The following is an 18,821-nucleotide window of genomic DNA, read 5'->3' as shown; positions in this document are numbered from 1 at the left end:
GTCATCACCTCAGCGGAACAGCGCCGTGGTCGATTGCATCATCTGGTCGGCGGCGCTGATCACCTTGGCGTTCATCTCATAGGCGCGCTGGGCTGCAATCAGGTCGCTCATCTCCGAGACGACGTCGACATTGGCCTGCTCGAGGCTGCCTTGCGTGATGTTGCCGTAACCCTCGGCGGTCGCCGTGCCGTCCTGGGGCGGGCCGGAGGAGGGCGTCTCGGTGAACTGATTGCTGCCGACGGGCTGGAGGCCGGCCTTGTTGATGAAGCGGGTCAGGCCGATCTGGCCGAGAACGGTCGAAGTCGACGAGCCCGGCAGCGTCACCGAAACCTGGCCCTGCACGTTGACGGTCAGGCCCGAAGCGTTGTTCGGGATCGTGATCGTCGGCTGCACCGGGTTGCCCTGCGCGGTGACGATGCGGCCCTGATTGTCCATCTGGAAGGTGCCGTCGCGGGTATACTGGTAGGTGCCATCCGGCATCAGGATCTTGAAGAAGCCTTCGCCGGAGACCGCGAGGTCGAGATCGTTGCCGGTCTGCGACAGCGTGCCCTGCGTCATGCTGCGCGGCGTGCCGACGGTCTTGACGCCGCCGCCGATGTCGACGCCGACGGGCAGGATGGTGCCCTGGTCGGACGACTGGGCGCCGACGCGGCGGACGTGCTCGTAGATCAGGTCCTGGAAGGCCGCGGTCTGCTTCTTGAAGCCGGTGGTGCGCAGGTTGGCGATGTTGTTGGAGATCACCTGAACGTTGAGTTCCTGTGCCGCCATTCCGGTCGCTGCGGTGTGAAGCGCCTGCATGTCAGTTCTCCCCTAATCAGGCCGGAACGTCGGCGAGCTTCTCGATCGCCGATTTGTGGAGGTCGCTCTGCTGCTGGAGCAGGTTGGCGATGGCGGTGTAGCTGCGCATCACCTCGACCATGCGGCTCATCTCGCCGACCGCATTCACGTTCGATTTCTCGATATAGCCCTGGCGCACGCTGGTCTTGGTGTCGGCCTGCTGGGTGGCGCTGCCGGCGTCATAGAGATTGGCGCCGAGCTTGGTCAGTTTCGTCGGTTCGTCGAACGACACCATGCGGATCTTGCCGCGGATCGAGTCGGTCCGCGCCGTGCCCTCGAGCACCGTGATCGTGCCGTCGGGCGCGATATTGATGTCGTGGTCGGTCGGCTGGAAGGTGATCGGGCCGCCGGTGCCGAGCACGAGGTTGCCGTCGGAGGTGACGAGCTGGCCGGTGCTGTTGAGCGAGAATTTGCCGTCGCGGGTGTAGCGCTCGCCGCCATTGGCCTGGACGGCGAAATAGGCATTGCCGTCCATCGCCATGTCGAGCGGGTTGTTGGTCTGCTCCATCGGCCCCTGGCCGATGTCGCGGAAGGTGCCGCGGTCCTGCACATAGGAGACGCGGCGATCGGAGCCGATGAAATTGTCCTCATGCGCGTTCGAGTTGAGGTATTCCTCGAACAGCGAATGGTCGGCCTTGAAACCGTTGGTGTTGGCATTGGCGACGTTGTTGGCGATGACATCCATCTGCCGTTCCAACGTCATCTGCCGCGACAAGCCGATCAGAAGCGCGTTCTGCATCGGATCAATCTCCCCTGAGTGAGGCCTGCCTCGTCGCTCTCCCAAGCGCCTCGGTGGACCCCGTGAACGAGACCGTCTGGCTCTCCCAAACCGTCGGTCTCGGTCCTCTCTCAGCGAAAGCCGTGCCAACTCAGAAAATTACGTGGTTACAATGGCTTGTAAATTTTTCGGAGGCGCCAAGGGGCGGCAGAAAGGCTCTGTTGACCATGTTTGCCCGGCAGATTTTTCCTAGCGCAGGGCCAATCGAAAGGTTCCGTTAACCATTATTACCGTAGCGTTTGCGTGTAAGAGGAGCGCATTGCGCTGGGGCATTTGTATCGCGTCACTGTCTGCCAGGAGGCTTCGCTCTTTCGATCCTTTAAGAGATGAGCGGGCCCGGGGACCATGGCAGAGACTGAAGCGGAAGGCGGCGCAGCCGCCGAAGGCGCGGAAGCCCCTCCACCGAAGAACAAGCTCAAGCTGATCATCATGGCCGTCGGCCTGCTCGCCGTCCTCGGCGGCGGCGCTGCGACCTGGTTCTTCTTCTTCCGCCACGGTGACGACGAGCATCATGCCGAGGCGGCGCCCCCGCCGAAGCCGCCGGCCTTCGTCGACGTGCCCGACATGATGGTCAACCTCGCCGGTGCACCCGGCGAGCGCGTGCAATATCTCCGGCTGAAGATCGTGCTGGAACTGAAGGAAGAGACGCAGATCGAGGCAATCAAGCCGACGATGCCGCGGGTCACCGACATCTTCCAGACCTATGTGCGGGAACTGCGCCCCTCCGACCTCAACGGCTCCGCCGGCATCTTCCGCCTCAAGGAAGAGCTGACCAAGCGCGTCAACGCGGCGGTCGCGCCGATCCAGGTCAGCGCGGTGCTGTTCAAGGAAGTCGTGGTGCAGTGAGGCTGATGGGCTAGCGCCATGGCGGGCAACGATCCAGTCGACCAGGATGCCATAGCCGCCCAATGGGAGGCCTCGCTTGATTCCGAGGATCCCGCGGAGGCCGCGAAGGCTGCTGCCGAGAACGAACTATCCGAGACCATGGCCCTGCAATGGGCGGCCATGGTCGAGGACGGCAGCCGCGATCTCGGCAACGGCAAGAACTCAGGCGAACGCGTGCTGTCGCAGGAGGAGATCGACAATCTCCTCGGCTTCACCGTCGGCGACGTCGCGCTGGACGACCATTCCGGCATCCGCGCAATCATCGATTCGGCGATGGTCTCCTACGAGCGTCTGCCGATGCTCGAAATCGTCTTCGACCGCCTGGTGCGGTTGTTGACGACATCTTTACGCAATTTCACCTCCGACAACGTCGAAGTCTCGCTCGACCGCATTACCTCGGTGCGCTTCGGCGATTACATGAACTCGATCCCGCTGCCGGCCGTGCTCTCGGTGTTCAAGGCCGAGGAGTGGGAAAACTTCGGCATGGCGACGGTCGATTCGAACCTGATTTACTCAATGATCGACGTGCTGCTTGGCGGCCGCCGCGGTACGAGCCAGCTCCGTATCGAGGGCCGTCCCTACACCACGATCGAGACCGAGCTGGTCAAGCGGCTGGTCCAGGTGGTGCTGGCCGACGCCGAGCAGGCGTTCCGGCCGCTGTCGCCGGTGACCTTCACCATAGACCGGCTCGAGACCAATCCGCGTTTTGCCGCGATCAGCCGACCCGCCAACGCCGCGATCCTGGTGCGCCTGCGCATCGACATGGAAGATCGCGGCGGCAACATCGAGCTGTTGCTGCCCTACGCGACCATCGAGCCGATCCGGGGCGTTCTGCTCCAGATGTTCATGGGCGAAAAGTTCGGCCGCGACCCGATCTGGGAGGGCCATTTCGCCACCGAGATCGTGCAGGCCGAGATCGCCGTCGACGCCGTGCTCTATGAAGCCGACATTCCGCTCAAGCAACTGATGCGGCTCAAGGTCGGCGACACGCTGCCGTTGGACATGCGGGCGGATGCCAACGTGACCGTGCGCTGCGGCAACGTCATGCTCACCGAAGGGCGGATGGGCCGGGTCGGCGACCGCGTCGCGATCCGCGTGACGAAACCCCTGCGCAAGCCTGGTACGACACTTGCGATGTTCGAGAAGGTGGACGAGCAGAACAAGATGATGGAGGCCCCATGAACCACTCCCTGGGAATGGCAATCGAGACGCTGGTGGCTATCCTGCTGATGCTCACGATCGGCTATTGCATCCTGCTCAACAAGCGGCTGATGCGGCTGAAGGCAGACGAGCATTCGCTGAAAGCGGTCATCGCCGAGCTGATCACCGCAACCGAGATCGCCGAGCGCGCGATCGGCGGTCTCAAGCTCGCCGTGCGCGACGTCAATGAGAATCTCGGCAGCCAGCTTGCCGCCGCCACCCAGATGTCCGACCAGCTCTACAAGCAGCTCGGCGAGGCCGACAATGTGGTGCGCCGCCTCTCCAAGATCGCGATCGCCGCGCGCCCCGTGACGCACCCGGAAACGGCTTCGGCGTCTGCGGCAAAGCCGTCGACGGCGAAGGCGGTGGCGGCGGCGGCCGAAGCATTCTCCGAGCGCAGAAGGTCAAGCGGTCTCGCCGCATAAAGTGCAGGTATGAAGTCCTTTCGTAACATCCGCGTCATTCCCGTCGTGCTGGTTGCGGTCGCGGGTCTCGCCACGTTGAAGGTGGCGGGCCTCGTGATCAACGGTGGCTATGTCTTCGATTACCAGCCGAACCAGGTCAAAAAATCCTGGGCGCAGGAGAATCTGAACTTCCCGACCGGCCGCGAGGACCCTGATATTACCGGCTCGACGCATGGCGAGCCGAAGGAGGCGCCGAAGCCGGCAGCGCCCGAGACCAAGCCGGAGGGCACGGTGATCAAGCCGGAGGAGGCCCAGCCGCAGGTCTCGGCGTCGGAGCGGGCGATCCTCGAGCGGCTCCAGGCGCGCCGCCAGGAGATCGAGGCCCGCCAGCGGGAAATCGATATCCGCGAGAGCCTGCTGAAATCGGCCGAGAAGCGCATCGAGAATAAGGTCGAGGAGATGAAGGCGGTGGAATCCCGCATCTCCACCACACAGGCCGAGCAGAAGGCCGCCGAAGCCCAGCGCATGAAGGGCCTCGTCACCATGTATGAGGGCATGAAGCCCAAGGACGCCGCGCGGGTGTTTGACCGGCTCGAGATGGGTGTGCTGATCGAGATCGCCTCGCAAATCGCCCCGCGAAAGATGTCCGACATCATGGGCCTGATGTCGCCCGAGGCCGCCGAGCGGCTGACGGTCGAGATGGCGCGCCGTGCCGGCGGCGGCGATCAATCCGCTTCCGCGTCAGATCTTCCCAAGATCGACGGCAAGCCGACGCAAAAGCCGAACTGACCGGTTGCTGTCTCTACCTCGCAGGCCGCGGATGGCCGCTGTGTGCGGCAAGCCTGGCGGTCGTCAAGTCTAGCCACGCCTTGCCGGGAACAGCCGTATCCAATCGTCGGCTGACGGCCGCCGCCTTCGTGACGCGGGTCACGAGGTTGAGCGTGCTGTGGCAATCCGCGCATTCATAGAGCTTCATGGCATATCCTCGAGCAACTGGAACGACGGCCACCAGTGCTCTCGCTCTGCTGCACACAGTGCAATAGGCTTCTCCGCGCATCGATCGACCCCCAAGCTGACCAATCCGAATTTGCGTCGCGGCGACATTATCATCCCAGTCTGAGTCGCTCATTGTCCGCAATGGCTCGAGGGTTGTGCGGGAGCGCGCGGCAACCGACCAAACCTGCTGATCAAGTCTCGGGCGCAGTGCAATCTAAACGTGTGCTCAAAATTCACGTTGCGGCTGCAGTGGACGCGAGCTTCATCCTGTAAGCCTGCGATGAGTTGACGCGTGCAAATGTGACCTGAAATACACTTGCCTTGAACGGATGGTCGTAATCTATGCTATTCGCAATCAGCGGCGCGGGAGGGAGCAATGAACTACTGCTCGTCCGTAGCGGAACGCGCAATCGAGGCCGTCAATCGTCTGCTTATCGCGGCAATGACGTCGGCCTGGACATCCACGTTGAACCATCAGCACGTCGTGACCTTCTCGGAGGAAATCGATGACGCCCGCGAGGTGTGTTCGCGGGAGAATTCCGCCGCGGCGGATTGCGTCCGCAGCCAGAACTAGGGGATCCCGCGCCATTCGGGGCGCATCGTCACACGATCAGATCGTGCGGTACGTGCGAATGTCGTGCCTCGCCGGCGAAGGCCTCGACGACCTCGTGCCAGTGCACTGACGGCTCGGTCGAATGCGTGGTCGCCGACCTGTCGGGTCCTGCGGCGTCCGCACCAAATCGCGTCCAGGCCGGTGTGTGCGTCGGTTCCGGGGCGATGAAATCCGAACCGTGAGAGTCGGAATGCCTGAAGTAGAATCCCTCCTCAGGATGAGCCGAAGCAACATCACGAAGGCCGGCCTCGTCTGTCGGGCCCGCATGGTGATGTCCGAACACGTGATCTTCGTGATGCGACGGCTCGACAGGAGCCGTCGCGGAATGGAGATCCGGGTCGGCCTCAGGCGAAGCGCCCGAACCGCCACCTTTCCCGGAAACCACGCTTTCCCCAGCAGGCGGGATCTCATTACCGCTGCCTAACGGCGATGCCCGGCTGAATACAAATTTTTCCTCCGGGAATGTTGCATGATGAACCTGGTTGACGGGCGGGTCTGTGATTGCCGGAGAGGAGGCCACCACGTGTCCGTCGCTGGATTCGTTCAAATGCGTTTTCGTATCGTCGGAACGAACGAACCGAGCATGCTCGACCGGGACAATTCGTTCGCAATTGGCATCGAGCGTGCAGCCGCTGGCTTTCGTAATTTGCCCGGTTCCGTGCTCATCGATCACCACGGCCCGATCGTGGGCGATCTCGCCTGACGAGACCTCGGTTGTTGTCGTTGTGCCAGAGTTCGCATCGGTGCCCGCGCTCGGTTCCAGATTGGCCGGTTCGGCTCCCATTGCGTGGCCCGACGTCTCCGGCGCGACCGTGAAATCGGACAGCTGAATGGTGGAGAAGCCATCTCGATGGATTTCCACGAGACTGGAATCGCCGATGCTCAGGGTTTGATCCGTCGGATTGACGTAGAGAATGGTTTGGTTTGCCGAGCTGTCGTAGAGCCAGGCGATCGTATGTGCGGGTACCGTCGTGCTGCTGTCGTCGAGCGCCAGAACGACGAATGCGAGTGCACCGAGAGCGGTCAGATCGATCCGATCAGACTCCGGCTTGAAGCTGGAGATGACCGCCGGCCGCGCAGCTCGGGAGTCCGATACCGAGGCAAAGACGAAATTGTCGTCTTGATGGCTGCCTGCAAGAATATCGTGTCCGTATCCGCCGATCTTGCCATGATCCGGACTTTCGCCGGAGACAGCGATAACGTCAGTGCTCTTGTCGGAGGTCTCCTGCAGCGGTGCGCCTCTGCCGAGATCGCTGATCGCACCGTCGCGCGTGCTCGCGTCGGCCGTCTGGCTGGTGGCAGGATCTCCCGTGGCCGTACTGTTGTCAGGGACCGGGGAGGCGTGGGGCGGGTCGACGGTATCGTGCGCTGGCGCTGCCCTGTGACCGAAATCGTCGTGATCGTCGGCGCCGTGGATTGTGATCGTTATCGTCTGTTCCGTGCCATCGATCGTGGTCACCGTGAAGGTGTCGGTCAACGTGTCACAGGAACGAAGCGACTGCACGGCACAGTTTGCAGTGTCGAGCGCGTAGGTCCAGACGCCTGCAGCTGTCATCGTGAAACAGCCGTAGCCGTGATCGCTTACCCTTGGCGAGATCACCGGCGTGAAGGTGTTGGGCGGATTGTCGACGTCGGTGTCGGTCAGCCTGCCGCTCGCCGTCGGCTTGCCGTGGTGCTCGCAGTCCGGCTCGGTCACCGAGCCGGTGGTGCAACCGCTGATGATGGCCGGATCGTTCGTGCCATGAATGGTGATTGTCACCAGCTGCGCGGTTCCGTCGATGGTGGTCACTGTGAAAGTGTCGGTCAGCGTGTCGCCGACATTCAATGCCTGCACGACGCAATTGTGGTTGTCGAGCGTGTAGGTCCAGACACCGCTGGCCGTCATCGTGAAGCAGCCGTAGCCGTGATCGCTCGCCCTTGGTGAGGTCACCGGCGTGAACCTGTTCGGAATATTGTCGACATCCGTATCGGTAAGCTGGCCGGTCGCGGTTGACGGCGCGCAGTTCTCGCGCCCGTCTTCCGTCACCGTGCCGGTTGTTGCGCCGGAAATGATGGCAGCATCGTTGGCGCCATTGATCGTGATGGTGATCACCTGTGGGGTGCCATCGATGCTGGTCACCGTAAAGGTGTCGGTCAGCTTGTCGCCGACGTTCAAAGCCTGCACCGCGCTGTTGGATTGATCGAGCGTGTAAGTCCAGGTGCCATCCGCGGTCATCGTGAAGGTGCCGTAGCCGCGGGCACTCTGCGTCGGCGAATTGACGGCCGTGAAGGTGTTGGCGGGATCGTCGACGTCGGCAGCCGAGAGATGACCGGTCGCGACGGGAACGCCGGGTATTGCATTGGCGATGCCGCCGGCTTCAATCGATGAGCCGGTGGTCGTTCCGGAGATGATCGCCGTGTCCTCGGCTCCGTCGATGGCGATCGTGAAGATCTGGCCGGCCGAGAGCGACCCGTCTGTCACTGTAATCGAAAAATTCTGTGTGGTCGGCGTCTTCAGCGCGTTGATCGCGACATTGTCGGGAACGAAGGTATAGGCGCCAGTCGCGCTGTTCAGATAGAGCGTGCCATAAGAGCCGGTCTGCGATACGTCGTAAGTCACGCCATTCAGGACAGTATTGCCCGCAGTTCCGCCGCTAATGGAAAAAGTCAGCACAGCGTTGAGGCTGGAGCTGCTGGCGCTGAACGTTCCGCTTGTCGCGGCAAAGTTATCAAACACGGCAGTGTCGAGTTCGAGCGGTCCCGCCTGAGCGTTCAGGGTTGGCGGCGTTCGTACGATTATGAACTCGGGCACCTTGATGACGATCGGATCCACGGCCGCTTTTGGCGCCGCGGGTGGGTCAGGTGGTATGAAATTGATCGGCTGCAGCGGCAGCGATTCGACGAACGGAGGGGTGCCGGACCCGTGCGTGCCGTATCCCTTCGCGAGATTGGCGAGCACCTCCTGCTGGGCCGTCCGCAGTTCCTCCATGCGGCTCGTGCTGTTGTCGAGCTGATTCACCGCAACCGAGGAGCCGGTCTTGTGCAGAACGACCGTGTGTCCGGGATCCTCGACAATGATGTGCCGCGGGACAGGCTCCTTGGTCGTGAGCTCGAATGCGCCGTGCGCGAAATCCTTGTATGTAATCCTGTCATCATCGAGGAACGTTGCGTTAGGGTCTGCGGCCTTGGCCTCTTTGATCCCCGAGAACAGCAATGCCGTGAGCGACAGCGTCCAGAAGCCGCCGGCGGAGGCCCGATAACGAACGTCAGCAGTGGGTTCATCGAGAGAGCCGCTTCTCGCCAGCTTCGCTCGGGGATTCCGGACCGCAGCGGCGTCGCACTCATCCCCGTGTCCTGCAGTTGACGTGACGGCCATTGTTCCACCTCGACTGCCAGGCGGTCGGGCTGGGGCGTTGCCGTATCTTTGCTGGCTTGTCGCGTTACGCGATCAGGAGCAAATTTGCGTCGGCAACCTCGGCCAGTTCCGCCGAAGGTCCTGGTTTCCAGGAGTTCCGCTCGAGCGGGTCACGGCAGAATTGCTGTCGTTTCGCCGGCCGGCACGGCTGTTCCAGCGAAAAAACTGTTTGAAATTGCGGGGCTCGGATAGTGGCTCTTTCGGGCCTAGTTATCCCCCATTCGGAGTAGGCCGAGGTACCCAGTTTGGGGGAGGTGGTTTGCGGCGCCTGGTCTGCCATTATGTGCGGCGGCTTTATGTGCGGCGGCTTTCGCCGAAGATGTCGGAGCCGTTCCGGTGCTCAAGGACAATATCTTCAAAAGAGGAAGAGCCATGGGCGGGCATGGGACGAGCATTCTGGTGGCAGGTGTCGTTGCTGCGCTGGCCTGTTCTTCACCCCACCCAACCCGAGCGCAGAGCGATTCTCCGGGGCATGCGGTTCTGGACTCGTCATCAAAGCCGATTGGAAAGGTCGTCACAGCCTCTGGCTCGGTCGCCATCGAGCATGCGGGAGCCGTCATTGTCCAGGCGAACGTCCAGCAAGAGCCTGCCCAGACCAAGATCGGCGACCTCGTCTATTTGGGCGATGTGGTCCGAACCGGCGCCGACGGACGGGTCGGCATCAACTTTGTGGATGGAACCTCGTTTAACTTATCGAGCGATGCTCGCATGAAGTTGGACGAATTCGTCTACGATCCAAATGGGACGGCCAATTCGACGGTCATCAACCTGACCAGGGGGACGTTCGTTTTCGTTGCCGGCAGCGTTGCGAAAACCGGCGACATGAAGATCGAAACTCCGGTGGCCACGATGGGCATTCGAGGCACCACGCCTCACGTCGAAATTTCAGATGACGGCACCACCAGGTTTTCTACCCTCATCGAGGAGGGAAAGAACAAATATACGAAAAAGTCCGGAGCAGCCCCATCGCCGCAACCCGAGCAGAAGGCCGAGCGCAGGCTCAACCTGAACATCTGCCGAGGGTGCTAGGATTGGCATTCTAGCCCGCGCAAACTCGGAAGATCGGGGAGCCTGACATGGAACCAAGATTGTCCGTTACCAGAGGCGTATTGTCTGTTGTTGTCCTGCTGTTGGCTGGATTGCCGGTCGCGGCCGAGAATTCCAATGTGAGGGGCAGCTACCTCAGCAGTATCGAACTGTGCAACGGGACGAATGCCACGCCGCTTGATGCGCGGGTCAGTGCCTGCACGGCCTTCATAGAGTCGCATCAAGGTACGACGACAGCCTTGGCTATCGCCTATAACAATCGTGGCAATGCCTACACCGCAAAGGGCGACTACGACAGAGCCATCCGCGATTTCGATCAGTCGATCGAGCTCAATCCGACATACACAAAGGCCTACAACAACCGTGGTGTGGCTCATTTGAGGAAGGGCGAATATGAACCGGCGATCAAGGCCTTTGATGATGCGATCAGGCTTGACCCCGGTTACGGAGGTGCCTTCGTCAATCGCGCAGCAGCCTATTTGAAGAAAAACGAGTACCAGCGCGCGGCGCACGACTATGACGAGGCCATTCGCCTCCAGCCCGACTCGCAAGCCGCATGGAGCGGACGATGTTGGACCCGGGCGGTTCTCGGTGCCTGGCAGGCAGCGCTGGAGGACTGCGACAGAGTGCTTCAATCGGGTTCGACCAGCGCCGCCGTGTACGACTCGCGCGGGCTGATCCACCTGAAGATGGGAGAGTTCGGTGCGGCGATCGACGACTACAATTCTGCCTTGCGAGCCGCTCCTGAACTGGCGAGTGCGCTTTTTGGACGCGGGCTTGCCAAGCTGAAGCAAGGTGACCGGATTGGCGGCGACTCCGACATTTCATCGGCAAAGACAATTCAGCGTAATATTGGCGACGAGTTTGTGCGGTATGGCCTCGGTTACGACTGAGTTCGCAACTTGGCTCCCGCTTCCGCTCGTCAATTGTCGTGAACGAGTGGTTTGAGGTGGCATCGACGATCCACGCGATGCCGATCCTGCAAGTTGCTTTCTGGTTCGGGGAACCGAACGCAAGCTTTTGATGTGAGGCGGCCTGGTGAGGCTGAGCGAATGGGAGGTGAAGATGGATGCAAGGTTCGCGCTCATCCGGGTTCACGACGAGAGTATTCGCCGCTATCAGCGCTTGCTGAACACGCGGCTAACGGATCTCGAACGTGAGTACATCGAGAGTCGAATCTCGGAAGCACGATCGACCTTGCAGTCAATTCTCGAAGCGCGAGGTGAGACGCGCTTCCGAAAGATTGCGGACCACGGGGCGGGGACGACAGAGTGTTAACAACTCCTTAACGCTTGCTCCTCAGATTCGGTGCGCGAACGCTTCACCTCGCACCGGGCCTCTCGACGCGATGCGCCAGGCCAAGTCTTCAATACAGCATTAACAAGTCCTTAATTGGCAAAACCTACAGTCGACGGCACGGGCCGGCGCCAGTGCCGGCATGGGCCGTCGAAATCGGAAGAAATGCCGCCAATGGCGCGAGAGGCTGCCGCTGGATTGTTGTCGCGAGCCCGCGCCCTGGCGCGTGGGCTGCCGCATCATGTCGGCAAGGCATCCGTATTGGCGGCCTGCCTTCTGATCGGCCTCAGTGCTGCCCGTGCTGCCGACCCGATCCGGGGCGAGGCGACCTTTTCGGCCGCGGGCGGCTTTGCCCGTCTCGTCGTCAAGCTCGGCGAAGATGTTCCCTCCGAGGTGACGACCGCCGGCTCCATCCTCATCATCCGCTTCGACCGGCCCGTCGACATTCCCGTCGACCGTGTCCCGGAAGGCGCGCCGGATTACGTCAACTCCGCCCGCCGCGATCCCGACGGCGGGGCGATCCGGCTGTCACTGGCGCGACGCGTTACCGTCAACACAATGAATGCCGGCGAGCGCACCTTCATCGATCTGTTGCCGGAGGGCTGGAAAGGGCCGCCGCCGCCCCTGCCGATGGACGTGGTCAAGGAACTGGCCGAGCGCGCGCGGGTTGCCGAGCGCGCGCTGCGCGCCCAGCGCGCCGCGGCCGAGACCAAGAAGCGTCCGCCGATCCGCGTACGCGCCTCGGTGCAGCCGACCTTTGTCCGCTTCGTGTTCGAGATGCCCGACGGCGTCGGGGTTTCCTCGGTGCTCAACGAGCAGAAGCTCACGCTCGCCTTCAACGCCAATCTGAATTTCGACTTAGCCGATGCGGTCGTCGCCGCACCACCGAACGTTGCCTCGATCAGGCAGAAGGCTGACATCGACCAGACCACTGTCGACATCGCGCTGATCGGCGATGCCGACGTGCACTCGTTCCGCGACGAGAAGAACTATGTCATCGACGTCGCCTTCCAGCCGGACAAGGGCAAGGCCGCCGCGACGCCCGACGCGATGATTGCGCAGGCAAAGCCTGCCGCTGCGCGTGGAGCGCATCCCGCGGCCGAGAAGCCGAAGGAGACCCATCGCGAGATCACGCCGCCGACCTCCGAGGCGATCGCCCGCGAGGCCAAGATCGAGATCAAGCCCGAAGCCGCAGCCGCTGCGCCGCCTGCCGAGACGCCGAAGCCCGCGCCTGCGCCAGTGGCGGCCGTGACGGAAGCGCCTAAGCCCATGCCGGCAACCGAAGTAGCCGCACCGGTCGTTCCTCCCCAGCCGGTGGCGCCTGCCGCCGTCGAGACGCCCAAGGAGCCGATGAAGGAGGCTGCGAAGGAGCCGATCAAGGACACGCCGAACGAGCCAGCCAAGGAGACTGCCAAGGAAACCGCCAAGGAAACCGCCACGGCAGCTCCGGTCGAGGCGCCGGCCGCGCCGCAGCCCGCCGTGGCCAGCGTCGAGGTGCGCCGCGACAGCGACGGTCTTCGCGTGACGTTCCCGCTTCAGGTCTCTTCTCCCGCGGCAGCGTTCCGCCGCGGCGACACCGTCTGGCTGGTGTTCGACTCGTCGAAGCCGATCGACATCGAGGCGATCCGCGCCAAGGGCGGCGCGATGATCGGCGAGGTCGGCCGCATTCCGCTCGATAAAGGGCAGGCGGTTCGCATTCGTCTCACCCGTCCGCTGGTCTACTCGCTGACGAGCGAGGAGGTCGGCAAGGAGACGAACTGGCTCCTGACACTCGCCGACAAAATCCAGGCGACGCCGCTGCCACTGATGATCTCGCGCAACATCACCGATCCGGCGCTCGCCAACATCGCGATCCCCTTCGCCAGTCCTGGCCTTCTGCACAAGCTCACCGATCCCGATGCCGGCGACACGCTCTACGTCGTAACCGCGCAGCGGCCGATCCGCGGCTTCATCAAGCGTCAGGATCTCGTCGATCTCTCGCTGCTGGAGTCCGCGCACGGCATCGCCGTCCGGCCGAATTCCGACGAGGTTGGCGTCGAGGTCGGGTCCGACAAGGTCATTCTCGGCAAGAAGGGCGGTCTGACGCTGTCGCCGGTCGACATCTCGGCCGAGCGGGCCCCGACCGCGGTGCGGCCGATCTTCAGTCCCGAAGGCTGGCGAAAGGGCCAGTCGGAGAACTTCATGTCGCGCCAGAGCGAGCTCGTCACGGCAATCTCGGCCGTCGAGCCGGCGCAGCGCTCGTTGCCGCGGCTCGATCTTGCGCAGTTCTACATGTCGCGCGGCATGTATCACGAAGCGAAGGCCATCACCGACGTCATGCTCGCCGATCCCCTGAACAAGGAGGAGAGCGGCGCACTGATCATGCATGCGATCGCAAGCATCCTGATCGGCCGTCCGGCGCAGGGCCTGACGGATCTCGCCAATCCCGTGATCGGCAACAGCCACGATTCACAGCTCTGGAAGGCGCTCGCCTTCGCGCGCCAGGGCAAATGGGCGGATGCGCGCGAGAAGTTCAAGAATGTCGAGTTCGCGATCGCGTCGCTGCCGCTGGACATCCAGCGCATCGTGACGATGGACGCGATGCGCGCCGCGCTCGAGGTGAAGGACTATGCCGGCGCCTCCAAGCGCCGCAGCGAGATCGAGGTGGTCGGCGTTCCGCCTGAGGCCGCGCCCGGCTTTGCCGTGCTGCGCGGCCGGCTCGCCGAGGCGCTCGGCCACGACAAGGACGCGCTCGACGACTACAAATTCGCGGTAGCCTCGAACGACAGGCAGGCGGCGGCCGAGGCCAGGCAGCTCGAGATAGCGCTCCGGCAGAAGCGCGACGAGATCACCAGGGAAGACGCGCTGCGCGAGCTTGAGATCCTGGCGATGACCTGGCGGGGCGACGCCATCGAGGTGAAGACGCTCCAGATGCTGGCGCAGATGTATGCCGACATGGGACGCTACCGGGACGCTCTTGCCGCGGCGCGGACCGCGACCAGGCTTCAGCCCAACGCCGAGGCCTCGCGCCAGGCGCAGGACCTCGCGTCCGAACTGTTCACGCAAATATTCCTCGGCCCGAAGGGTGACGAGTTGCCACCGATCGAGGCGCTCGGGATGTTCTACGAGTTCCGCGAGCTGACGCCGATCGGCCGGCGCGGCGACGAACTGATCCGCCGCCTTGCGGATCGTCTTGCCTCGATCGACCTGCTCGATCAGGCCGCCGAGCTCCTGCAATACCAGGTCGATCACCGTCTCGAAGGCGCGGCCCGCGCGCAGGTCGCAGCGCGCCTTGCCATGGTCTATCTTGCCAACCGCAAGCCGGACATGGCGATCTCGGCGCTGCGTGCCAGCCGCATCAGCGATCTCTCCGGCGAGCTGCGCCAGCAGCGCCTGCTGTTGGAAGCGCGCGCGCAGAGCGACGTCGGCCGCCACGATCTCGCGCTCGATATCGTCTCCAACGTCACCGGGCGCGAGGTGATTCGGCTCCGTTCGGACATCTTCTGGGCCGCGCGGCGCTGGCGCGAGTCCGCAGAGCAGATCGAGCTCTACTACGGTGAGCGCTATCGCGACTTCAAGCCGCTCAATGCGGTCGAGAAGAGCGACGTGATCCGCGCTGCGGTCGGCTACGCGCTCGCCGACGACTCGATTGGACTGGCGCGCTTCCGCGAGAAATATGCGCCCTTGATGAGCGAGAGCGCCGACCGGCTCGCCTTCGACATTGCGAGCAAGCCGGCCGCGGCCTCCAGCGCCGAATTCGCCGAGATCGCCAAGCTCGCCGCCGGCGTCGACACGCTCGACGGCTTCCTGCGCGAGATGAAGCTGCGCTTCCCCGACGCCACTGCGCGCGCACCGGCCGCGCCGCAGGCCAGGGACGAGACCGAGCACACCGGCTCGCTGCCGACGATCCCGGTCGTGCGGCAGATCAAGATGACGCGGTAGGATCCGTGCTACCTTCGGCCTCTCGACAGTTGCCCGTTGAAGCGGCAACCTGCGTGTCTTCATGCCGGGAGAGAGTTGATATGAGCAAGCCTGCCAAGACCGAAGCCGAACTCATCGCGATGGCGCGGGCCGAATTGAAGGTCCATGCCGATTGCCCCGACGGCATGACCATCTCGATCATTCGCGACGGCGACAGCTGGGAGTTCCGCGCGGCCGCAGATCAGGCCACCGTCGACAAGCCCGGCTATCCCGAGTGCGTGGCGATGCTGGTGCAGGTCGGAGATCACCTCAGCAAGCAATATGACGTGAAGGGGTAGGCGGTCGTCGCCCGAGCCGCCGCCATGCTCTCCGTCATTGCGAGCGCAGCGAAGCATCTTTCCGCGGAGACGGTCTGGATTGCTTCGTCGCAGGGGCTCATCGCAATGACGGGCAGAGGACTAATGTTCCATGCCTGGTCCACGCGCGCGGCGGCATTCTGGATTGCTGCGCGCTCGCAACAACGACGGGGATAGGGCGTGCCTTCCCGCCCGTCACCCCCCATAGCTTTGCACCAGACTTCCTGCCACCAGCGACCAGCCGTCGACTAGCACGAAGAAGATCAGCTTGAACGGCAGCGAGATCGTAGCCGGCGGCAGCATCATCATGCCCATCGACATCAGCACGGAAGCGACGACGAGGTCGATGATCAGGAAGGGGAGGAATAGCAGGAAGCCGATCTCGAAGGCGCGCTTCAGTTCGGAGATCATGAAGGCAGGGACGAGAATGCGGAGTGCGAGCTCGTCGGGGGTGGCCGGCGGCGGCTCGCCCGAGAGATCCAGGAACAGCTTCAAATCCTTTTCGCGCACGTTCTTTTGCATGAAGCCGCGCAAGGGGACGGAGGCGCGCTGGAGCGCATCCTCGACGCCGATCTGGTTGGCGACAAGCGGGCGGATGCCTTCGTCATAGGATTTTTGTAAGACGGGTCCCATCACAAAGAAGGTGAGGAACATCGCGAGTGCGATGATCACCGTATTGGGCGGCGCGGTCGCCGTGCCCATCGCGGTGCGCAGCAGCGACAAGACGACCACGATGCGCGTAAACGAGGTCATCATGATCAGGATCGACGGTGCGATCGACAGCACCGTGAGCAGCGCGATGAGCTGGATCGCGCGCTCGGTGACGCCGCCACCCTGACCGCCGAGATTGATGCTGATGTCCTGCGCATGCGCAGGCATCGCGAGCGATGCCGCGCCGATCAGGACAGAAAGAAAAAGAACTCTACGCGGGAGGGCCGGCAGCCTCACGAAGACGGCTTCGGACGGCCAAGCAGGGAGGCCATCTCGTCTTCGAGGTTTTCAAAGCTGGTCTTTTCCGGGGCCGGCTTGGCGGGCGGGGCCGGTGGCGCCGGAGGCTCGTTACGCGCCGCGCGCTGAGGAGCCGGCTCGGGCGCAACGGGAGGCGCGACCGTCTCGCCGGCCGGGCGGCGCAGGGCGGCTTCGAGTCGCTGGGCCATTTCGGCGAGATTCTGCTCGGCGCTCGACGGGGCCGGGGCGGGCGCCGGCGGCGGAACAGGCGGAGCTTGCGGCACAGGCGGAGGGGGCGGCGGCGCGGCCGCGCGCTCGGCGCGCACCGGTGGCACTTTCACCGGCTCGCTCTGGCGCGGCGGGCGCGGCATGATCGATTCGCCGCGGGCGACGCGCGGCGGCGGAACGGGTTCGGGCCGCAGCTCGCGCTCGGGGCGCGGCGCGATCTGCTCGGGCGTAAAGCCGGCCAGCGGGTCACTGCGGCGCTCGGCCAGAACGGGGGCGGGCCGGCGCACTTCGTCGGCGAAGGAGGGACGCGCGGGCCGTGGCGGCGGCTCGGGCATCTGCGGCTCGGGATGATCCAGCAGTTCGGGCCGCGGCGCTTCGTCGGCCCAGCCGCTGGTGTCCGGCATCGGGGCGAGGCGCGGCGGCTCACCGGCGTTGGGACGCTGCGGAAGCTGGTCGCGGCCGGGAACTGCGCGCACGATATTCGGCTCCACGACGATGTCGGTGGGGCCGCCGATCATCAGGAGATGCTCGATATTGTCACGCCGGACCAGCACCAGGCGCCGGCGACCGTCGACCGCGGCCGCATCGATCACCGCAAGCCGGGGCATGCGACCGCGCTGGGTGTTGGCGCCGAGCCGGCTGGTGGCGAATCGGCGAACCAGCCACGCAGCGACGCCGATCAACGCCAGAACGACGATGAACGCGACGATGAAGGTTATCGGGCTACCTTGCATACTTGTCCCCGGCAAATGGCGCTTTCACGTGCCACCCATGGTCAGATCCACCGACCACCGGCGTCCGATGCCCCAAAACTGTGATCTCTTAACATCCCACGGCAAGCTTTGCCGTCCCCAACTCTTAATAACCCATGAATCGCCCGATCCAAAACGACTTCTTGGGCTGCACGCGGGCCGCCAAGCGGTTGGGTTAATGCGGCTTTTGGGAGGCGTAGAAACACGGGGGCAAGATGCATGTCCCGGCCGGGAACATCGTGGCACGGCCGCTTTAACCACCCGTTAACCATACACGCGGCAAATTCTGCCTAGCTTCGGACACAGATCCGAATGGCGGAAGGAGCCGCAACGATGTCCATCAACGACCTCCCGGTGCTCTCGGCGCTTCGCACCAAGATGCAGTGGCACCAGGAACGCCAGCGCGTCCTGTCCGAGAACGTCTCCAATTCCGACACGCCCAATTTCCGGCCCCGCGACCTGGTCGAGCCGAAGTTCGACAAGACCGGTGCCGCCACCGGCTCGATGGGGCCCCTGGCGCTCGCCCGCACCAGCCCTTCCCACATGACGCCATCCGGCGCGCAGTCCTCCTTCGACCAGAACAAGAATGCGGGCTTCGAGACCCGTCCCGCGGGCAACACCGTCAACCTCGAGGAGGAGATGATGAAGGCCGCGAGCAACCAGATGGACTACGCGGCGGCGACCTCGCTCTATTCGAAGAGCCTGCATCTGCTCAAGACCGCGATCGGCAAAGGTTAGGACTAGCGGAGGCAGGTCATGGCCAATGACAGCAGCGACTTTGCCCGTTCGATGGCGATTGCGACCTCCGGCCTGCGCGCGCAGGCCGGACGCATGCGGGTGATCTCGGAAAACATCGCCAACGCGGATTCGACCGCGCAGAGCGCCGGCGGTGATCCCTACCGGCGCAAGGTGCCGACCTTCTCCTCCGCGCTCGACCGCACGCTCGACGCGCAGGTCGTCACCCTCGGCAAGATCCGACCCGACCAGTCCAGCTTCCGCGTCAAATACGAGCCGAACAATCCGGCGGCAGATGCGAGCGGCAACGTCAAATATCCCAACGTGAACTCGGTGGTCGAGATGACCGACATGCGCGACGCGCAGCGGTCCTACGAGGCCAATCTCAACATCATCAGTGCGACGCGCCGGATGATCCAGCGCACGCTCGACATCCTCAAGACCTGAGCAGG

Annotated in this window: 17 protein-coding genes; 11 read left to right on the top strand and 6 right to left on the bottom strand. The window is 63.6% G+C overall.

Going from position 1 to position 18,821, the window contains the following annotated elements:
- Positions 1–9 precede the first annotated feature (9 nt).
- Entirely contained in the window at positions 10–798 is a 789-nt protein-coding gene (gene flgG / locus AYJ54_RS07385; protein ID WP_063697914.1) for a flagellar basal-body rod protein FlgG, read from the bottom strand.
- Positions 799–814: 16 nt separating this feature from the next.
- Positions 815–1,576, bottom strand: coding sequence for a flagellar basal-body rod protein FlgF (gene flgF, locus AYJ54_RS07380; RefSeq protein WP_063697912.1), 762 nt, complete (start codon positions 1,574–1,576; stop codon positions 815–817).
- A 384-nt stretch (positions 1,577–1,960) separates the two neighbouring features.
- On the opposite strand from flgF, the gene fliL reads away from it, so the two are divergent.
- From fliL to AYJ54_RS07360, 4 genes are read left to right on the top strand one after another with little or no spacing between them, the layout of a single operon-like run.
- Positions 1,961–2,461 carry a flagellar basal body-associated protein FliL gene (fliL, locus tag AYJ54_RS07375; RefSeq protein ID WP_063697910.1) on the top strand — a complete coding sequence of 167 codons (501 nt, stop codon included), beginning with the start codon at positions 1,961–1,963 and terminating at the stop codon, positions 2,459–2,461.
- An 18-nt stretch (positions 2,462–2,479) separates the two neighbouring features.
- Positions 2,480–3,682: a flagellar motor switch protein FliM gene (gene fliM, locus AYJ54_RS07370; RefSeq protein ID WP_063697907.1), complete on the top strand. Its 1,203-nt coding sequence runs from the start codon at positions 2,480–2,482 to the stop codon at positions 3,680–3,682.
- A complete protein-coding gene (locus AYJ54_RS07365; protein WP_063697904.1) occupies positions 3,679–4,125 on the top strand; it encodes a DUF6468 domain-containing protein in 447 nt (148 codons plus the stop codon). Before fliM ends, AYJ54_RS07365 begins: the two co-directional genes overlap by 4 nt.
- A 9-nt stretch (positions 4,126–4,134) precedes the next feature.
- Positions 4,135–4,893, top strand: a complete 759-nt coding sequence (locus tag AYJ54_RS07360) for a MotE family protein (RefSeq protein WP_063697901.1) — start codon at positions 4,135–4,137, stop codon at positions 4,891–4,893.
- Between the two features lie 13 nt (positions 4,894–4,906).
- Here AYJ54_RS07360 and AYJ54_RS50575 read toward each other — a convergent pair whose 3' ends face one another.
- The gene (locus AYJ54_RS50575) at positions 4,907–5,080 is read right to left on the bottom strand and encodes a hypothetical protein (protein WP_161491820.1); all 174 of its coding nucleotides are present in this window, start codon (positions 5,078–5,080) and stop codon (positions 4,907–4,909) included.
- 396 nt (positions 5,081–5,476) lie between these two features.
- On the opposite strand from AYJ54_RS50575, the gene AYJ54_RS07355 reads away from it, so the two are divergent.
- Complete coding sequence (locus AYJ54_RS07355; RefSeq protein ID WP_063697899.1) at positions 5,477–5,674, top strand: hypothetical protein; 198 nt, start codon at positions 5,477–5,479, stop codon at positions 5,672–5,674.
- Between the two features lie 28 nt (positions 5,675–5,702).
- On the opposite strand, the gene AYJ54_RS50570 is transcribed toward AYJ54_RS07355, so the two are convergent.
- Positions 5,703–8,711 carry a VCBS domain-containing protein gene (locus AYJ54_RS50570; RefSeq protein WP_245328928.1) on the bottom strand — a complete coding sequence of 1,003 codons (3,009 nt, stop codon included), beginning with the start codon at positions 8,709–8,711 and terminating at the stop codon, positions 5,703–5,705.
- Between the two features lie 732 nt (positions 8,712–9,443).
- Between AYJ54_RS50570 and AYJ54_RS07345 the strand changes: the two genes are divergently transcribed.
- From AYJ54_RS07345 to AYJ54_RS07325, 4 genes are all read left to right on the top strand, one after another.
- Positions 9,444–10,136 carry a FecR family protein gene (locus tag AYJ54_RS07345; protein ID WP_245328927.1) on the top strand — a complete coding sequence of 231 codons (693 nt, stop codon included), beginning with the start codon at positions 9,444–9,446 and terminating at the stop codon, positions 10,134–10,136.
- A 47-nt stretch (positions 10,137–10,183) separates the two neighbouring features.
- Positions 10,184–11,047, top strand: a complete 864-nt coding sequence (locus tag AYJ54_RS07340; RefSeq protein WP_063697891.1) for a tetratricopeptide repeat protein — start codon at positions 10,184–10,186, stop codon at positions 11,045–11,047.
- Positions 11,048–11,624: 577 nt separating this feature from the next.
- A complete protein-coding gene (locus AYJ54_RS07330; protein WP_063697885.1) occupies positions 11,625–15,371 on the top strand; it encodes a tetratricopeptide repeat protein in 3,747 nt (1,248 codons plus the stop codon).
- 80 nt (positions 15,372–15,451) lie between these two features.
- Positions 15,452–15,688, top strand: coding sequence for a hypothetical protein (locus AYJ54_RS07325; protein WP_063697882.1), 237 nt, complete (start codon positions 15,452–15,454; stop codon positions 15,686–15,688).
- Between the two features lie 213 nt (positions 15,689–15,901).
- On the opposite strand, the gene fliP is transcribed toward AYJ54_RS07325, so the two are convergent.
- Both fliP and AYJ54_RS07315 read right to left on the bottom strand, forming a co-directional pair.
- The gene (gene fliP, locus AYJ54_RS07320) at positions 15,902–16,654 is read right to left on the bottom strand and encodes a flagellar type III secretion system pore protein FliP (protein WP_136623514.1); all 753 of its coding nucleotides are present in this window, start codon (positions 16,652–16,654) and stop codon (positions 15,902–15,904) included.
- Positions 16,651–17,616, bottom strand: a complete 966-nt coding sequence (locus AYJ54_RS07315; RefSeq protein ID WP_063697877.1) for a flagellar biosynthetic protein FliO — start codon at positions 17,614–17,616, stop codon at positions 16,651–16,653. Before AYJ54_RS07315 ends, fliP begins: the two co-directional genes overlap by 4 nt.
- 351 nt (positions 17,617–17,967) lie before the next feature.
- Between AYJ54_RS07315 and flgB the strand changes: the two genes are divergently transcribed.
- The gene (flgB, locus tag AYJ54_RS07310) at positions 17,968–18,372 is read left to right on the top strand and encodes a flagellar basal body rod protein FlgB (protein ID WP_063697990.1); all 405 of its coding nucleotides are present in this window, start codon (positions 17,968–17,970) and stop codon (positions 18,370–18,372) included.
- A gap of 18 nt (positions 18,373–18,390) precedes the next feature.
- Positions 18,391–18,816 carry a flagellar basal body rod protein FlgC gene (flgC, locus tag AYJ54_RS07305; RefSeq protein ID WP_063697875.1) on the top strand — a complete coding sequence of 142 codons (426 nt, stop codon included), beginning with the start codon at positions 18,391–18,393 and terminating at the stop codon, positions 18,814–18,816.
- The last annotated feature ends 5 nt before the right edge of the window (positions 18,817–18,821 follow it).

This window comes from Bradyrhizobium centrolobii (assembly GCF_001641635.1).
Lineage (GTDB): Bacteria > Pseudomonadota > Alphaproteobacteria > Rhizobiales > Xanthobacteraceae > Bradyrhizobium > Bradyrhizobium centrolobii.
This window is presented reverse-complemented; position numbering and strand designations above follow the sequence as displayed.

Coding starts and splice junctions, on each gene's coding strand:
- flgG (WP_063697914.1), bottom strand. CDS start 798: ATGCAGGCGCTTCACACCGCAGCGACCGGAATGGCGGCACAGGAACTC.
- flgF (WP_063697912.1), bottom strand. CDS start 1,576: ATGCAGAACGCGCTTCTGATCGGCTTGTCGCGGCAGATGACGTTGGAA.
- fliL (WP_063697910.1), top strand. CDS start 1,961: ATGGCAGAGACTGAAGCGGAAGGCGGCGCAGCCGCCGAAGGCGCGGAA.
- fliM (WP_063697907.1), top strand. CDS start 2,480: ATGGCGGGCAACGATCCAGTCGACCAGGATGCCATAGCCGCCCAATGG.
- AYJ54_RS07365 (WP_063697904.1), top strand. CDS start 3,679: ATGAACCACTCCCTGGGAATGGCAATCGAGACGCTGGTGGCTATCCTG.
- AYJ54_RS07360 (WP_063697901.1), top strand. CDS start 4,135: ATGAAGTCCTTTCGTAACATCCGCGTCATTCCCGTCGTGCTGGTTGCG.
- AYJ54_RS50575 (WP_161491820.1), bottom strand. CDS start 5,080: ATGAAGCTCTATGAATGCGCGGATTGCCACAGCACGCTCAACCTCGTG.
- AYJ54_RS07355 (WP_063697899.1), top strand. CDS start 5,477: ATGAACTACTGCTCGTCCGTAGCGGAACGCGCAATCGAGGCCGTCAAT.
- AYJ54_RS07340 (WP_063697891.1), top strand. CDS start 10,184: ATGGAACCAAGATTGTCCGTTACCAGAGGCGTATTGTCTGTTGTTGTC.
- AYJ54_RS07330 (WP_063697885.1), top strand. CDS start 11,625: ATGGCGCGAGAGGCTGCCGCTGGATTGTTGTCGCGAGCCCGCGCCCTG.
- AYJ54_RS07325 (WP_063697882.1), top strand. CDS start 15,452: ATGAGCAAGCCTGCCAAGACCGAAGCCGAACTCATCGCGATGGCGCGG.
- AYJ54_RS07315 (WP_063697877.1), bottom strand. CDS start 17,616: ATGCAAGGTAGCCCGATAACCTTCATCGTCGCGTTCATCGTCGTTCTG.
- flgB (WP_063697990.1), top strand. CDS start 17,968: ATGTCCATCAACGACCTCCCGGTGCTCTCGGCGCTTCGCACCAAGATG.
- flgC (WP_063697875.1), top strand. CDS start 18,391: ATGGCCAATGACAGCAGCGACTTTGCCCGTTCGATGGCGATTGCGACC.